Annotated in this window: 13 protein-coding genes and 1 pseudogene; 3 read left to right on the plus strand and 11 right to left on the minus strand. The window is 67.5% G+C overall.

Translation table 11 applies throughout. The features are described 5' to 3' along the window. A pseudogene (aceE, locus tag HA630_RS04665) lies at positions 1-953 on the minus strand (pyruvate dehydrogenase (acetyl-transferring), homodimeric type); the annotation flags it as partial. Positions 954-1,120: 167 nt separating this feature from the next. Between aceE and HA630_RS04670 the strand changes: the two are divergent. Genes HA630_RS04670 through folD form a run of 3 tightly spaced genes read left to right on the plus strand, consistent with a single transcriptional unit; the run spans position 1,121 to position 5,174 of the window. Next, entirely contained in the window at positions 1,121-3,625 is a 2,505-nt protein-coding gene (locus HA630_RS04670; protein ID WP_166832772.1) for a PAS domain-containing sensor histidine kinase, read from the plus strand. 54 nt (positions 3,626-3,679) lie between these two features. Then, positions 3,680-4,306, plus strand: coding sequence for a response regulator transcription factor (locus HA630_RS04675; RefSeq protein ID WP_166832774.1), 627 nt, complete (start codon positions 3,680-3,682; stop codon positions 4,304-4,306). Positions 4,307-4,322: 16 nt separating this feature from the next. Beyond that, positions 4,323-5,174 (plus strand): bifunctional methylenetetrahydrofolate dehydrogenase/methenyltetrahydrofolate cyclohydrolase FolD, encoded by an 852-nt coding sequence (gene folD / locus HA630_RS04680; protein ID WP_166832776.1) that lies wholly within the window; start codon positions 4,323-4,325, stop codon positions 5,172-5,174. 29 nt (positions 5,175-5,203) lie between these two features. Here folD and HA630_RS04685 read toward each other — a convergent pair whose 3' ends face one another. The 10 genes from HA630_RS04685 to lpxD all read right to left on the minus strand — a co-directional run bounded on the left by HA630_RS04685 (position 5,204) and on the right by lpxD (position 15,761). Then, on the minus strand, positions 5,204-5,647 hold the full coding sequence (locus HA630_RS04685) for a DUF4149 domain-containing protein (RefSeq protein WP_166832778.1): 444 nt from the start codon (positions 5,645-5,647) through the stop codon (positions 5,204-5,206). Positions 5,648-5,655: 8 nt separating this feature from the next. Next, positions 5,656-6,132, minus strand: a complete 477-nt coding sequence (greA, locus tag HA630_RS04690) for a transcription elongation factor GreA (protein WP_166832780.1) — start codon at positions 6,130-6,132, stop codon at positions 5,656-5,658. Positions 6,133-6,255: 123 nt separating this feature from the next. Then, on the minus strand, positions 6,256-9,513 hold the full coding sequence (gene carB / locus HA630_RS04695; RefSeq protein ID WP_166832782.1) for a carbamoyl-phosphate synthase large subunit: 3,258 nt from the start codon (positions 9,511-9,513) through the stop codon (positions 6,256-6,258). Positions 9,514-9,594: 81 nt separating this feature from the next. Continuing rightward, entirely contained in the window at positions 9,595-10,767 is a 1,173-nt protein-coding gene (carA, locus tag HA630_RS04700; RefSeq protein ID WP_166832784.1) for a glutamine-hydrolyzing carbamoyl-phosphate synthase small subunit, read from the minus strand. Positions 10,768-10,911: 144 nt separating this feature from the next. Next, a complete protein-coding gene (locus tag HA630_RS04705; protein WP_166832787.1) occupies positions 10,912-11,673 on the minus strand; it encodes an RNA methyltransferase in 762 nt (253 codons plus the stop codon). Next, a complete protein-coding gene (rnhB, locus tag HA630_RS04710) occupies positions 11,670-12,341 on the minus strand; it encodes a ribonuclease HII (protein ID WP_166832789.1) in 672 nt (223 codons plus the stop codon). The genes HA630_RS04705 and rnhB overlap by 4 nt, the downstream gene beginning before the upstream one ends. Continuing rightward, on the minus strand, positions 12,313-13,476 hold the full coding sequence (lpxB, locus tag HA630_RS04715; protein ID WP_208299964.1) for a lipid-A-disaccharide synthase: 1,164 nt from the start codon (positions 13,474-13,476) through the stop codon (positions 12,313-12,315). Before lpxB ends, rnhB begins: the two co-directional genes overlap by 29 nt. Beyond that, entirely contained in the window at positions 13,476-14,270 is a 795-nt protein-coding gene (lpxA, locus tag HA630_RS04720) for an acyl-ACP--UDP-N-acetylglucosamine O-acyltransferase (protein ID WP_166832791.1), read from the minus strand. Before lpxA ends, lpxB begins: the two co-directional genes overlap by 1 nt. Before the next feature lie 16 nt (positions 14,271-14,286). After that, entirely contained in the window at positions 14,287-14,727 is a 441-nt protein-coding gene (gene fabZ, locus HA630_RS04725; protein ID WP_166832793.1) for a 3-hydroxyacyl-ACP dehydratase FabZ, read from the minus strand. Continuing rightward, a complete protein-coding gene (gene lpxD / locus HA630_RS04730; RefSeq protein ID WP_166832795.1) occupies positions 14,724-15,761 on the minus strand; it encodes a UDP-3-O-(3-hydroxymyristoyl)glucosamine N-acyltransferase in 1,038 nt (345 codons plus the stop codon). The genes fabZ and lpxD overlap by 4 nt, the downstream gene beginning before the upstream one ends. Between the last annotated feature and the right edge of the window lies 1 nt (position 15,762).

Below are 15,762 nucleotides of genomic sequence, written 5' to 3' on the forward strand. Positions count from 1 at the left end.
TCCTTGTCGCGCGCCAGCAGCGGGTCCCAGCCCGAGCCCCACAGCAGCTTGATCACGTTCCAGCCGGCCCCGCGGAACTCGCCTTCCAGCTCCTGCACGATCTTGCCGTTGCCGCGCACCGGGCCGTCCAGCCGCTGCAGGTTGCAGTTGATGACGAAGATCAGGTTGTCCAGGCCTTCGCGCGCGGCCAGGCCGATGGCGCCCAGGCTTTCCGGCTCGTCCATTTCGCCGTCGCCGCAGAAGACCCAGACCTTGCGGTTGCTGGTGTCGGCAATGCCGCGGGCGTGCAGGTATTTCAGGAAACGCGCCTGGTAAATCGCCATCAGCGGGCCCAGGCCCATGGACACGGTCGGGAACTGCCAGAACTCGGGCATCAGCTTGGGGTGCGGGTAGCTCGACAGACCCTTGCCGTCCACTTCCTGGCGGAAGTTCAGCAGCTGCTCCTCGGTCAGGCGGCCTTCCAGGTAGGCACGGGCGTACACGCCGGGCGACACGTGGCCCTGGATGTAGATGCAGTCGCCGCCGTGGCCTTCGCTCTCGGCGTGCCAGAAGTGGTTGAAGCCGGCCCCAAACATGTGGGCGAGCGACGCGAAGGAGCCGATGTGGCCGCCGAGGTCGCCGCCATCGGCCGGGTTGTGGCGGTTGGCCTTGACCACCATGGCCATGGCGTTCCAGCGCATGTAAGCGCGCAGGCGCTCTTCAATTTCGATGTTGCCCGGGCAGCGCGCCTCTTCGGTCGGCTCCAGCGTGTTGACGTAGCCGGTGGTGGCCGAAAACGGCAGGTCGATGCTGTTTTCGCGGGCCTCTTCCAGCAACTGTTCGAGCAGGAAGTGCGCGCGTTCGCCGCCCCCTTTCTCGATCACCGCGCGCAAGGCGTCGAGCCATTCGCGGGTTTCCTGGTGGTCGGTGTCAGGCGGAACAAAGCCTTTGGCCGGCGTGGGGCTCGTGGTCATGGATGTCTCCTTGGCGTTTCAACAAAGGTTACGGTGAGGGCGTCACCATGTCACGGAGTTTCGCACGGTTTTTTGATTTTTTCAACATGCGATTTACTTTTTCACATTGCGATATTTCAAGACAAAGGCACCCTTTTCCTCCTGGGACTTTCCTCTAGACTCGCGCCATGCCCGTGCCACCCTCCGTCAAAACCGACCGCCCTTCGCGCACCCCGCTTCAGTGGTGGCGCACCCGCTGGCGCAGCTTGCCGCCGACGCAACAGGACCGGCTCGCCGCCATCGGCCCGCTGCTGTCGGTGTTCCTGTTCCTGGCGGCCATCGTCTCGGCCATCACCTACTTCACGCTGGAGGAGATCGACCGCGAACAAGAGGCGGTGACGCGCGACGTGGAGTACGGCCAGCAACGCCTGCGTCTGCGCCTGCTGGAACGGCAGGAACAGCTCATGCGCATCGCGCGCGACATTTCCAACCGCGAAATCGAGGAAACCGAATTCGGCTTCCAGATCGAGACGCTGGTGTCGCAATACCCCGAGCTGCTGGCGGTGACCTGGGTCAACCCGCTGCGCGAGGTGGTGACGGGTTACGCCTCGCCCAGCGCACCGGCGCACATGGCGCGCTCCAGTGGCCAGACGCTGCCGCCCGACAGCACCGACGGCACCTTTGAGTTGGCCCGCGACCTGCGCCAGACCCTGTATTCCCGCCCCATGGGCGAGCCGGGCGAAGAACGCACACTGATGCTGCTGGTGCCGCTGAACGAGCAGGGCCGCTTCAGTGGCGTGCTGATGGCGGAATACGCCATCGACGGCCTGCTGCGCTTTGGCGTGCCCAACGAGGTGCTGGCGCGCTACGCCGTCACCCTGCTCGACGAGCAGCGCCAGGTGCTGGCCGGCACCGCCCACACCGTGGCGCTCAGTGGCCTGCGCCGGCTGCCCTGGGCCGCCAAGCCACAGTCGCACGAAATGCCGGTGTCGCCCGTGGGCAACAGCCTCATCCTCAAAGCCGAGGGCTACCGCACCAGCCGCGACACCATCGGCGAAACCTTTTTCTGGATCGTCGGTGCCATGAGTGCGCTGACGGTCTGGATCCTGCTGGCCAACATGCGGCACACCCGCCGCCGCCTGCAGGTGCAGCGCGAACTGGTGGCCGAAACCAACTTCCGCCGGGCCATGGAAAACTCCATGCTCACCGGCATGCGGGCACTCGACCTGCAGGGCCGCATCGCCTACGTCAACCCCGCCTTTTGCCGCATGACCGGCTGGACCGAAGACGACCTGCTGGACCAGACCGCGCCGTTTCCCTACTGGCCCGAGGCTGAGCACGACAACCTCATGGCCCGGCTGGAGGACGAGCTCAACGGCCGCTCGCTGCCTGGGGGCTTCGAGGTGCCGGTCAAACGCAAGAACGGCAGCGTGTTTTATGCCCGCATGTACGTCTCGCCCCTGGTGGACGCGCGCGGCAAGCAGACCGGCTGGATGACCTCGATGACCGACATCACCGAGCCCAAGCGCATCCGTGAGGAGCTGACCGCCTCGTACGACCGCTTCACCACCGTGCTCGACAGCCTGGACGAAGCCATATCGGTGGCGCCACTGGGCAGCACCGAACTGCTGTTCGCCAACAAGATGTACCAGACCTGGCTGGGCACCGGCGGGCGCGGCCACCGCATGCTGCTCGACCTGTCGTCCACCCTGCCCGCCCTGCCCTCCACCGAGGGCAACGATCTGGTCGACGGCCTGGCCGGCCTGCCCACCGACGCGCTGCTGGAAGCCGGCGCCGAGAACGCGCAGATCCACCTGCCCGAGCTGAACAAGTGGCTGGAGGTGCGCACCCGCTACCTGACCTGGGTGGACGGCCGGCTGGCGCAGATGGTGATCGCCACCGACATCACCGCGCGCCGCCTGGCCGAAGAACAGGCCGCGCTGCAGGCCGAACGCGCCGAAACGGCCAGCCGCCTCATCACCATGGGCGAGATGGCGTCCAGCGTCGCGCACGAACTGAACCAGCCGCTGACGGCCATCAGCAACTACAGCAGCGGCATGATCTCGCGGCTGCAAAAAAAGCAGATCAGCGAGGACGAGCTGCTGGGCGCGCTGGAAAAAACCGCCAAACAGGCGCAGCGTGCCGGGCAGATCATCCAACGCATCCGCGCCTTTGTGAAACGCAGCGAACCCAACCCCACCCTGTCGGACGTGGCGCAGATGGTGAGCAACGCCACCGAACTGGCCGAGATCGACCTGCGCCGCCACATGGTGCGGCTCAACACCTACGTGGCCGCGCGGCTGCCCCGGCTGATGGTGGACCCGATCCTGATCGAGCAGGTGCTGATCAACCTCATCAAAAACGGCGGCGAGTCGATCGCCCAGGCCCAGCGCCCCCCCGCCCAGCGCCACATCGAACTCAAGGTCACGCCGCGCCAGATCGACGGCCAGGCCACGGTGGAGTTCTCGGTGCAGGACAGCGGCGGCGGCATCCCCCTGGAGCAGCTCGAACGCATTTACGAGGCGTTTTACAGCACCAAATCCGAGGGCATGGGCATCGGCCTCAAGCTGTGCCGCTCCATCGTCGAGTCGCACCACGGGCGGCTGCAGGCGCGAAACCTCTACAATGGCTCGGACATCACGGGTTGCGAATTCAGTTTCTGGATTCCCGTCGCCTCCGCAGTCCATGCGTGAAAACCCGGTCGGGGTCGCACCCGATGAGCCAGACACCACACCAGAAAGAGTGAGATGAGCTTGATACCCAAAAAAGGCACGGTGTACGTGGTCGACGACGACGAGGCCGTGCGCGATTCGCTGCAGTGGCTGCTGGAAGGCAAGGACTACCGGGTCCGCTGCTTTGAATCGGCCGAGGCCTTTCTGAGCCGTTACGACCCGCGCGAGGTGGCCTGTCTGATCGCCGACATCCGCATGGGCGGCATGACCGGCCTGGACCTGCAGAACCGCCTGCTGGAACGCCAGTCCCCGCTGCCCATCGTCTTCATCACCGGCCACGGCGACGTGCCCATGGCGGTGGAGACCATGAAGAAAGGCGCGCTCGACTTCATCCAGAAGCCTTTCAACGAGGAACAGCTGGTGGGCCTGGTGGAGCGCATGCTGGAGACCGCCCGCGCCGCGTTTGCGGTGCACCAGCAGGCCGCCACCCGCGACGCCCTGCTCGGTCGGCTCACCACCCGCGAGTCGCAGGTGCTGGAGCGCATTGTCGCCGGCCGCCTGAACAAGCAGATCGCCGACGACCTGGGCATCAGCATCAAGACGGTGGAGGCGCACCGCGCCAACATCATGGAAAAACTCTCGGCCAACACCGTGGCCGACCTGCTCAAAATCGCCCTGGCGCCCGCCACGGCCAAGGCCTGACCTTTTTTTGTTCCCCATGACCGCCCAACTGATCGACGGCAACGCCCTCTCGCGCCAACTGCGCACCGAAGTCTCCCAACGCGTCGCCGCCCTCAAGGCGCGCGGTCTCACCCCCGGCCTGGCCGTGGTGCTGGTCGGCAACAACCCGGCCAGCCAGGTTTATGTGCGCAACAAGGTCAAGGCCTGCGAAGACACCGGCATGCACTCGGTGCTGGAAACATACGGCGCCGACATGACCGGGGCCGAACTGCTGGCCCGGGTCGACGCCCTGAACAACGACCCCAGCATCCACGGCATCCTGGTTCAGCTGCCGCTGCCGGCACACATCGACGCGCACAAGGTCATCGAAGCCATCAGCCCGGCCAAGGACGTGGACGGCTTCCACGTGGCCAGCGCCGGCGCGCTGATGGTGGGCCAGCCCGGTTTCTGGCCCTGCACGCCCTACGGCTGCATGAAGATGCTGGAGAGCATCGGTTACGACCTGCGCGGCAAGCACGCGGTCGTCATCGGCCGCAGCAACATCGTGGGCAAGCCCATGGCCATGATGCTCCTGCAACAAGACGCCACCGTCACCGTCTGCCACTCGCGCACCGCCGACCTGAAGGCGCAGACGCTGCAGGCCGACGTGATCGTGGCCGCGGTGGGCAAGCGCAACGTGCTGACGGCCGACATGGTCAAGCCCGGCGCGGTGGTGCTGGACGTGGGCATGAACCGCAACGACGCCGGCAAGCTCTGCGGCGACGTGGACTTCGACGGGGTAAAGGACGTGGCGGGTTACCTCACCCCGGTGCCCGGTGGCGTGGGCCCCATGACCATCACCATGCTGATGGTCAACACCCTGGAATCGGCCGAGCGGGCGCTGGCCTGAGTGCGCCGCGGGTGGGGCTACCCCACCCTTTAACGCCGGCCGCTGCGCGGCGCCAGCCAGCACAGCACGCGCAGGGCGCTGAGCCACTGCAACACAATCAAGCCCGTGCCCACCGCGTGCCACAGCCGCAGGTTGCCGCCGGTGCTGCGCGCCGTGAGGATGCGTTCGGCCACCCCGTGTTCCTGCACCAGCGCCGCCAGGGCCGCCAGCAGCAGCCAGGGCAGCAGCACCCAGCGGGCGGTCACCTCGCCGCCGCGCAGGCGTTGCAGGCGCCCCCACACCAGCAAGCCAAGCGCCGCCACCAGACTGACCCAGGCCTGCACCTGAAAAAGTTTGGCGGCAAACGGCCCAGCCACCACCGGGTTGCCGAAAAAGGCAAACGCCATGGGCACGGCCACGAAACTCAGGCCGCTCAGGCCGCCCCACCACAGGGCCGCGACCAACAGCGGCGCGCGTTGCAGACAGGCCCGCATGCCCGGCCTCACTGGTAACGCACCGCCACGATCTCGTAGCGCTTGACGCCGCCCGGCGCCTGCACCTCGGCCACGTCGCCCTCTTCCTTGCCGATGAGCGCCCGCGCGATCGGGCTGGAGATGTTGATCAGCCCGAGTTTCAGGTCGGCCTCGTCCTCGCCCACGATCTGGTAGGTCACGCCGTCGCCGGTGCTTTCGTCTTCCAGCTCCACCGTGGCGCCAAACACCACCCGGCCACCGGCGTCCACCGCCGACGGGTCGATGACCTGCGCCACCGACAGCTTGCCTTCGATCTCCGCAATCCGGCCTTCGATGAAGCCCTGGCGCTCCTTGGCCGCGTCGTAGTCGGCGTTTTCGCTCAGGTCGCCCTGGGCGCGCGCCTCGGCGATGGCGGTGATGACGGCGGGGCGTTCGACGGTTTTGAGGCGCTGCAACTCGTCTTTCAGCTTGTCGGCGCCGCGCTTGGTGACAGGAAGGGTGGCCATTTTGTGTTCTCCAAAAGCAAACCGCCGATCGTTACCGGTCGGCGGTGTGGGTTCAGGCGGATTATGCCCGAATCGGGCCAGTCGCATGGCGCCGGCCGATCCGGACTAACCCGCTGTGGCGCCTCAGGCCGCCAGCTGCGCGTGCATCTCCTGCACCGAGATCACCCCCAGCGTGTCCAGGTGCTTCATGCCCTCCACCGCGGCTTCGGCCCCGGCGATGGTGGTGAAGGTGGTCACACGGTTGAGCAGCGCCGAGGTGCGGATGTAGCGCGAATCGGCGATGGCGTTGCGGCGCTCCTCCACCGTGTTGATGACCATGGCGATGTCGCCGTTCTTGATCATGTCCACGATGTTGGGACGGCCTTCGGCGACCTTGTTCACGGTCACGCAGGGCACGCCGGCCTCGGTGATGGCCGCGGCAGAACCCCGGGTGGCCACCAGCTCGAAGCCCATGGCCACCAGGTCGCGGGCCACGGCCACGGCGCGGGCCTTGTCGTTGTTCTTCACCGACAGGAACACCTTCTTCACCGCGTCGCTGGCGCGCGGCAACTTGGTGCCCGCGCCCATCTGCGACTTGACGAAGGCTTCGCCAAAGGTCTTGCCCACGCCCATCACCTCGCCGGTGGACTTCATCTCGGGGCCGAGGATGGTGTCCACGCCCGGGAACTTGACGAAGGGGAACACCGCTTCCTTGACGCTGTAGTACGGCGGGGTCACCTCCTGGGTGATGCCCTGCTGCGCCAGCGTCTGGCCAGCCATGCAGCGCGCGGCCACCTTGGCCAGCTGGATGCCGGTGGCCTTGGAGACAAAAGGCACGGTGCGCGAGGCGCGGGGGTTCACCTCCAGCACGTAGATCACGTCTTGGCCGTTCTGCTTTTGCACCGCGAACTGCACGTTCATCAGGCCCACCACGTTCAGCGACGCGGCCATGGCCTGGGACTGGCGCTTGATCTCGGCCACGGTCTCGGCGCTCAGGCTGTAGGGCGGCAGCGAACAGGCGGAGTCGCCCGAGTGCACGCCGGCCTGTTCGATGTGCTCCATCACGCCGCCGATCAGGGTCTGGCCGTCGCTGTCGCGCAAGCAGTCCACGTCGCATTCGATGGCGTCGTTCAGGAAGCGGTCCAGCAGCACCGGGCTGTCGTTGCTCACCTTCACGGCCTCGCGCATGTAGCGCTCCAGATCGCGCTGCTCGTGCACGATCTCCATCGCGCGGCCACCCAGCACGTAGCTGGGGCGCACCACCAGGGGGTAGCCCAGTTCGGCGGCCTTTTCCAGCGCCTCGGCCTCGGTGCGGGCGGTGGCGTTGGGCGGCTGCTTCAAGCCCAGCCCGTGCAGCAGCTTCTGGAAGCGCTCGCGGTCTTCGGCGGCGTCGATCATGTCCGGGCTGGTGCCGATGATGGGCACACCCTCGGCCTCCAGGCCCAGGGCCAGCTTCAGCGGCGTCTGGCCGCCGTACTGCACGATCACGCCGGCCGGCTTTTCCTTGTCCACGATTTCCAGCACGTCTTCCAGCGTCAGCGGCTCGAAGTACAGGCGGTCGGAGGTGTCGTAGTCGGTGGACACGGTTTCCGGGTTGCAGTTGACCATGATGGTCTCGTACCCGTCTTCGCGCATGGCGAGCGCCGCGTGCACACAGCAGTAGTCGAACTCGATGCCCTGGCCGATGCGGTTCGGACCACCACCCAGCACCATGATCTTCTTCTTGTCCGACGGCGCGGCCTCGCACTCGGCCTCGTAGGTCGAGTACATGTAGGCGGTGTTGGTGGCGAACTCGGCGGCGCAGGTGTCCACGCGCTTGTACACCGGACGCACGCTCAGGGCGCGGCGCTGGTCGCGCACGGCCTTTTCGGTGGTCTTCAGCAGCTTGGCCAGGCGGCGGTCGCTGAAGCCTTTTTGCTTCAGGGTGCGCAGGGTGTCGGCGCTCAGGCTCACCAATGCGCTCTCGCCCTTTTCAGCCGTCAACGCATCCAACTGCAACTCGATCTTGACGATCTCTTCGATCTGCACCAGGAACCACTTGTCGATCTTGGTGAACTGGAACACCTCGTCCAGCGACCAGCCGGCCGCGAAGGCGTCGCCCACGTACCAGATGCGCTCGGGGCCGGGCTCGCCCAGCTCGCGCTCCAGCGTCTCGCGGTCCTGGGTTTTCTCGTTCATGCCGTCCACGCCCACTTCCAGGCCGCGCAGGGCTTTCTGGAAGCTTTCCTGGAAGGTTCGGCCCATGGCCATCACCTCGCCCACCGACTTCATCTGGGTGGTCAGGCGGCTGTCGGCGGTGGGGAATTTCTCGAAGGCGAAACGCGGGATCTTGGTCACCACGTAATCGATCGAGGGCTCGAACGACGCCGGGGTCGCACCGCCGGTGATCTCGTTCTTCAGCTCGTCCAGGGTGTAGCCCACGGCCAGCTTGGCCGCGATCTTGGCGATCGGGAAGCCGGTGGCTTTCGACGCCAACGCCGACGAGCGCGACACGCGCGGGTTCATCTCGATCACGACCATGCGGCCGTCTTTCGGGTTGATCGAGAACTGCACGTTGGAGCCGCCGGTGTCCACCCCGATTTCACGCAGCACCGCCAGCGAGGCGTTGCGCATGATCTGGTATTCCTTGTCGGTCAGCGTCTGGGCGGGTGCCACGGTGATCGAGTCGCCGGTGTGCACACCCATCGGGTCCAGGTTCTCGATCGAGCAGACGATGATGCAATTGTCCTTTTTGTCGCGGACCACTTCCATCTCGTACTCTTTCCAACCCACGAGCGACTCTTCGATCAGCAGTTCGTTGGTGGGCGAGGCTTCCAGGCCGCGCTTGCAGATGGTCTCGAACTCTTCCGGGTTGTACGCAATGCCGCCGCCCGTGCCGCCCAGCGTGAAGCTGGGGCGGATCACCGTGGGGAAGCCCACGGCCTTCTGCACGGCCCAGGCTTCTTCCATGCTGTGCGCAATCCCCGAACGCGCCGAGCCCAGGCCGATGCGGGTCATCGCGTCCTTGAACTTCAGGCGGTCTTCGGCCTTGTCGATGGCCTCGGGCGTGGCACCGATGAGTTCGCACTTGTGCTTGTGCAGCACACCGTTGCGCCACAGGTCCAGCGCGCAGTTCAGCGCGGTCTGGCCGCCCATGGTGGGCAGGATGGCGTCCGGGCGCTCCTTGGCGATGATCTTCTCGACCGTCTGCCAGGTGATCGGCTCGATGTAGGTGACGTCGGCCGTGGCCGGGTCGGTCATGATCGTGGCGGGGTTGCTGTTGATCAGGATGACCTTGTAGCCCTCTTCGCGCAGGGCTTTGCAGGCCTGCACGCCGGAATAGTCGAACTCGCAGGCCTGGCCGATGACGATGGGACCGGCGCCGATGATGAGGATGCTTTTGATGTCAGTGCGCTTGGGCATATTCGCTCTCGCAGGACCGCTCCAAGGGAGCGAAGGCCCCCTCGGGGGGCAGTGAAACGGCGCAGCCGTGAACGTGGGGGCTCATCGACCTTTCGCCTCCATCATCTGGATGAAACGGTCGAACAGGTAGGCGATGTCGTGCGGGCCGGGCGAGGCTTCCGGGTGGCCCTGGAAGCAGAAGGCCGGCTTGTCGGTGCGCTCCAGGCCTTGCAGGGTGCCGTCGAACAGGCTGACGTGGGTGGCGCGCACGTTGGCGGGCAGCGAGGCCATGTCCACCGCAAAGCCGTGGTTCTGGCTGGTGATGCTGACGCGGCCGTTGTCCAGGTCTTTGACCGGGTGGTTGGCACCGTGGTGGCCGTGCGGCATTTTGAAGGTCTGGGCGCCGCTGGCCAGGGCCATGATCTGGTGACCCAGGCAGATGCCGAACACCGGCTTGCCGGTTTCGATCAGCTCTTTCGCGGCGGCGATGGCGTAGTCGCAGGGCTGCGGGTCGCCCGGGCCGTTGGACAGGAAGATGCCGTCCGGGTTGTGCTTGAGCACCTCGGCGGCGGGCGTTTGCGCCGGCACCACGGTGACTTTGCAACCGCGTTCGGCCAGCATGCGTAGGATGTTCTTCTTCACGCCGAAGTCGTAGGCCACGACGTGGAAGCGCGGCGCGGTCTGTTCGCCGTAGCCCGGCGTGCCGTCTTCGCGCGCCAGTTGCCATTCGGTCTGGGTCCAGACGTAGGACTGCTTCGTACTCACCACCTGGGCCAGGTCCTGGCCGGCCATGTTGGGCGCGGCCTGGGCGGCGGCCACGGCCTGGGCCTTCAGCGCGTCGGTCACGGCTTCACCTTCGGCCAGACCGATGATGGCACCGTTCTGCGAACCTTTTTCGCGCAGGATGCGGGTCAGCTGGCGGGTGTCGATCCCGGCAATGGCCACCGTGCCCTCGCGCTGGAGGTAGTCGCTCAGCGTCAGTTGCGAACGGAAGTTGGAAGCGAGCAGGGGCAGGTCTTTGATGATCAGGCCGGCGGCGTGGACGGCGTCGGCCTCCACGTCTTCCTCGTTGATGCCGTAGTTGCCGATGTGCGGGTACGTCAGGGTGACGATCTGCTGGCGGTAGCTCGGGTCGGTGAGGATTTCCTGGTAACCGGTGATGGCGGTGTTGAACACCACCTCGCCCACGGTCTGACCCGTGGCACCGATGGAAACACCTGTAAAGACCGTGCCGTCGGCGAGAGCAAGGATGGCTTTTGCTGGGACGGGGAACACGGGACACTCCAGTTTTGGACGCACCTGTGCCCGCCGGGAAATGTGGTGAATTTCAGGGGGAGGCCGGCCGCAGCCGACGGCAGGTGCGCATGGTTAGGGTAAACCTGTGGATTGTAACCGACGCGCCACCGAAATGGTGCGCCGTCAGCGCGCTGTGGCGCTGGCGTGCAGGCAAATGGCCGCCGCCGCCGCGACGTTGAGCGACTCTTCCCCGCCGGGCTGGGCGATGCGCACCTGGCGCTGGGCCAGCGCCTCCAGCGCCGGCGACACGCCCTGCCCTTCGTGGCCCAGCAGCCAGGCGCAAGGCCACGGCAACTCGGCGCGGTGCAGCCAGTCGCCGTGGTGCGAACTGGTGGCCAGCACAGGGACGGTCAGCGCCGCGACATCGGCCACAGACGCGCCCTCCACCAGGTGCAGACCAAAATGCGCGCCCATGCCGGCGCGCAGCACTTTGGGCGACCACAACCCCGCCGTGCCCTTGACCGCCACCACCTGGCGAAAACCGAACGCCGCCGTGCTGCGCAGCACCGACCCCACGTTGCCCGGGTCCTGCAGGCGGTCCAGCACCACGCTGGGCAGGTCCGGCGCCACGGCCGGGGTGCCGGGCAAGGCATGCACAAAGCCCACCGGCGCCGGCGATTCGAGTCCGCTGACCTGGGCCATGAGGCCGTCGGCCAGCAGCACCCGGCGCACGCTCGGGGGCAGTACCCAGGCGTCCAACAGGTGCTGGGCCGAGGCGGCCGCCACCGCCACCGCAGGGAGCTGGCCGCGCGCCAACAGGGCGCGGCAGAGGTGGTCACCTTCCAGCCACACCTGCCCCTGCTTGCGGTAGGCCAGCGGGTCCTGGGCCAGCGCCCGCAACTGCTTGACCAAGGGGTTGTCGCGGGAGGTGATGGGTTCGTTCATGGGCACGCGGCCTCGGCAGACAGGGGTGGGGACACGACAACCGCCGGGGCCCGTTGCCAGGCCTGGGCCACCGGGGCAAAACTGCGGCGGTGCGCCGGGGTGGGGCCGTGCAGACCCAGCGCCGCCAGGTGCTGCGCGGTGCCGTAGCCCTTGTGGCGGTCGAAACCGTAGGCCGGGTAGGTGTCGTGCAGGCGCTCCAGCTCGCGGTCGCGCGCCACCTTGGCCAGAATGGAGGCGGCCGAAATCGCCTGCACCTTGGCATCGCCCTGGACAATGGCCTCGGCGCGCACGTCCAGCACGGGCAGGCGGTTGCCGTCCACCAGCACCAGGCCGGGGCGCAAGCGCAGCCCGGCCACGGCGCGCTGCATGGCCAGAAACGTGGCCTGCAGGATGTTCAGCCGGTCGATCTCCTCCACCGACGCCTGGGCCACGGCACAGCACAGCGCCCGCGCCCGGATCTCATCGAACAGCCGCTCGCGTTTGCCGGCGCTGAGCTTTTTGGAATCGGCCAGCCCGGCAATCGGTTGGTGCTCGTCCAGGATCACCGCCGCGGCGAACACCGGCCCGGCCAGCGGGCCGCGGCCGGCCTCGTCCACGCCCGCGATCAGGGCGGGCACGGGCCAAGCGAAAGCGGCTTGTTCAGGCCGCGAGGACTTTTTCGATCGCATCGGTGGCCAGGGTGGCGGTGTCGCGGCACAGGCTGTCGTGCAGGGCATCGAAACGCTGCCGCAAGGCCTGCACCCGTGCACGGGTGGTGGGGTCCGGGGCCAGCCAGGCCAGGGTTTCGCGGGCCAGGGCCTCGGGCGTGGCGGCGTCCTGCAGCAACTCGGGCACCACACATTCGCCGGCCAGGATGTTGGGCAGGCCCACCCAAGGTTGCAGCATCTTGCGCCGGGTCAACTGCCAGGACAACCAGTTCATGTGATACGCGATGACCATGGGCCGTTTGAACAGCGCGGCCTCGAGCGTCGCGGTGCCGCTGGCGATCAGGGTCACGTCGCAGGCGGCCAGCACCCGGTGCGAGTCGCCGCGCACCGCCTGCACGCGGTCTTTCAGACCCTGGGCTCTGAGCAGCGCCTGCACCCGCGTCCACGCCGCCGGCACCACCGGCATCACAAAGCGCAGGTCGGGCCGCTGGTCGGCCATCAGGCGGGACGCGGCCAAGAAGCGGGGCAGCAGGTGGTCGATTTCGGCCAGGCGGCTGCCCGGCAGCAGGGCCACCACCGGGGCCGCGGCGTCCAGCCCCAAGCGGGCCCGCGCAGCGGCGCGGTCGGGCGCTTGGGGAATCAACGGGGCCAGCGGGTGGCCCACGTAGGTGGCGGCGATGCCGTGCTCGGCCAGCAGCGCCGGCTCGAAGGGAAAAATGCAGAGCACGTGGTCCGCGCAGCGGCGGATTTTTTCCACCCGCTCCGGCCGCCAGGCCCACACCGCCGGCGCCACGAAGTGCACCGTCTTGCAGCCCGCCTCGCGCAGATCGCCTTCCAGGTCGAGGTTGAAGTCGGGGGCGTCCACGCCGATGAAGACCTGGGGCGGGTCGGCCAGCAGGCGCGCCTTCAAGGCCTTGCGTATGCCCACGATTTCGCGGTAATGGCGCAGCACTTCGACGTAGCCGCGCACGGCCAGTTTCTCGCTCGGCCACCAGGCCTCGAACCCCTGGGCCTGCAAGGCCGGCCCGCCGATGCCCAGCGCGCGGCAGCCGGGCCAGCGTTGCCGCAGCCCAGCCAGCAACTGTGCGGCCAGCAGGTCGCCCGAGGTTTCGCCGGCCACCAGGGCCAGCGCGCGCAAGGCGGGTTCGCCCGGCATCAGCGCACAATGCCCCGCTGCGGCGTCACGCCCCGCAGAAAGGCCTGCATCAGGGCCACATCGGCCTCGGCTTCGGGGTACGGGCCGGTCAGGGTGTCGATGCGCGCCTGGGCCTGTTCCAGGGTCAGGTTGTCGCGGTAGAGGGCTTTGTGCATGGCCTTGACGGCCGCAATCCGCGCCGGGGTGAAGCCCCGCCGGCGCAGGCCCTCAAAGTTCATCGAGCGCCCGGCCGCCGGCTGGCCCTGGGCCATGACGAACGGCGGCACGTCGGCGAACAGCAGCGAACACATCGCCGTCATGGCGTGGGCGCCAATGCGCACAAACTGGTGCACCACGGTGTAGCCGCCCAGGATCACCCAGTCGCCCACCTCCACGTGGCCGGCCAGCTGCGCGTTGTTGGCAAAAATGGTGTGGTTGCCCACCACGCAGTCGTGCGCCAGGTGGGTGTAGGCCATCATCCAGTTGTCGTTGCCCAGGCGGGTCACGCCACCGCCCTGCACCGTGCCGATGTGGTAGGTGCTGAACTCGCGGACGGTGTTGCGGTCGCCGATGATGAGCTCGCACGGCTCACCCGCGTACTTCTTGTCCTGGCTGTCGGCCCCGAGCGAGACGAACTGGTAGATACGGTTGTCCTGCCCCAGGGTGGTGTGCCCCTCGATGACGCAATGCGGCCCGATGCGCGTGCCGGCCCCCACCTTCACGTGTGGACCGATGACGGTGTAGGGGCCGACGGTGACGCTGCTGTCGAGCTGCGCCTGGGGGTCGATGACGGCGGTGGGGTGGATGTTCGCCATGCGACGGCTACCCTCGTCAGGCGATGGTGCGCATGGTGCACATCAGCTCGGCCTCGCAGGCGACCTCGGTGCCGACGCGCGCCGTGCCCTTGAACTTGAAAATGCCGGCCTTCATGCGCTCCAGCGTCACGTCCATCACCAGCTGGTCGCCCGGCTCCACCGGGCGCTTGAAGCGCGCACCGTCGATCCCGGCAAAGTAGTACACGGTCTTGTCGTCGGGCGTCACGCCCAGGGTGTCGAAGGCCAGCAGCGCGGCGGTCTGGGCCATGGCCTCGAGCATCAGCACCCCCGGGAACACCGGGCGGTGCGGGAAGTGGCCCGTGAACTGCGGCTCGTTCATGCTCACGTTCTTGAGCGCCTGGATGGACTTGCCCTTTTCCACGGCCAGCACCCGGTCCACCAGCAGGAAGGGGTAGCGGTGGGGCAGTTGTTTCAGAATCTGGTGGATGTCCATCATGGTGTGTTTTCCAATGCTTTGATGCGCTCGCGCAAACGGTGCAATTGCCGCAGCGTGGCGGCATTTTTTTCCCAACTCTTATTGTCGTCGATGGGGAAGACGCCGCTGTACTGGCCCGGTTGCAGGATGGAGCGCATCACCACCGACGCGGCCGAGATGTGAACGTGGTCGGCCAGCGTGAGGTGCCCCAGCACCACCGCGCCACCGCCCACGGTGCAATGCGCCCCGATCTTGGCGCTGCCCGCCACGCCCACGCAACCGGCCATGGCGGTGTGCGCGCCCACGTGCACGTTGTGGCCGATCTGGATCAGGTTGTCGAGCTTGACCCCGTCCTCCAACACCGTGTCTTCCAGCGCGCCGCGGTCGATGCAACAGTTGGCGCCGATCTCCACGTCGTGGCCGATGCGCACCGCGCCCAGCTGTTCGATCTTGACCCACTGGCCCTGGTGCGGGGCAAAGCCAAAGCCGTCGGCCCCGATGACGACCCCGCTGTGGACGATGCAGCGCTCGCCCAGCGTGCAGTCGCGCCCCACGGTGACGTGGGCGGCCAGGCGGCTGCCCGCGCCCACGGCAGAACCGCGCTCCAGCACGGTGTGCGGCCCGATCTCGACCCCGGGGCCCAGCACCGCGTGGGCCCCCACCACCGCAAACGCTCCCACCCGCACCCCATCCGCCAGGCGCGCGCTGGCGTGGACCTGGGCCGTCGGGTGTATGGGGGGGACGGTGTCCGCCTCGGCTTCGCGCGCCTCGCGGCGGGCCTTCCACCATTGCGTCAAGCGGGCAAAGTAAAGGTAGGGGTCGGCGGCCTCGATGCAATCGCCCCGCGCCGCGGCGGCAGGCACCAGATCGGGGGGCACGATCAGGGCGGCCGCGCGGGTGCTGGTCAGCTGCCCGGCGTAGCGTGCGTGCGAAACGAAGGACAGGTCGTCCGGTCCGGCGGCGCCCAGCGAAGCGATGCGCTGCAGCAGCTGCTCACCGGCACCATGCAAAACGCCGCCCAAGGCGGCGTGGATCTCGCGCAGGGTGGCGCTCACG

It is taken from the genome of Aquabacterium sp. A08, from assembly GCF_011742065.1.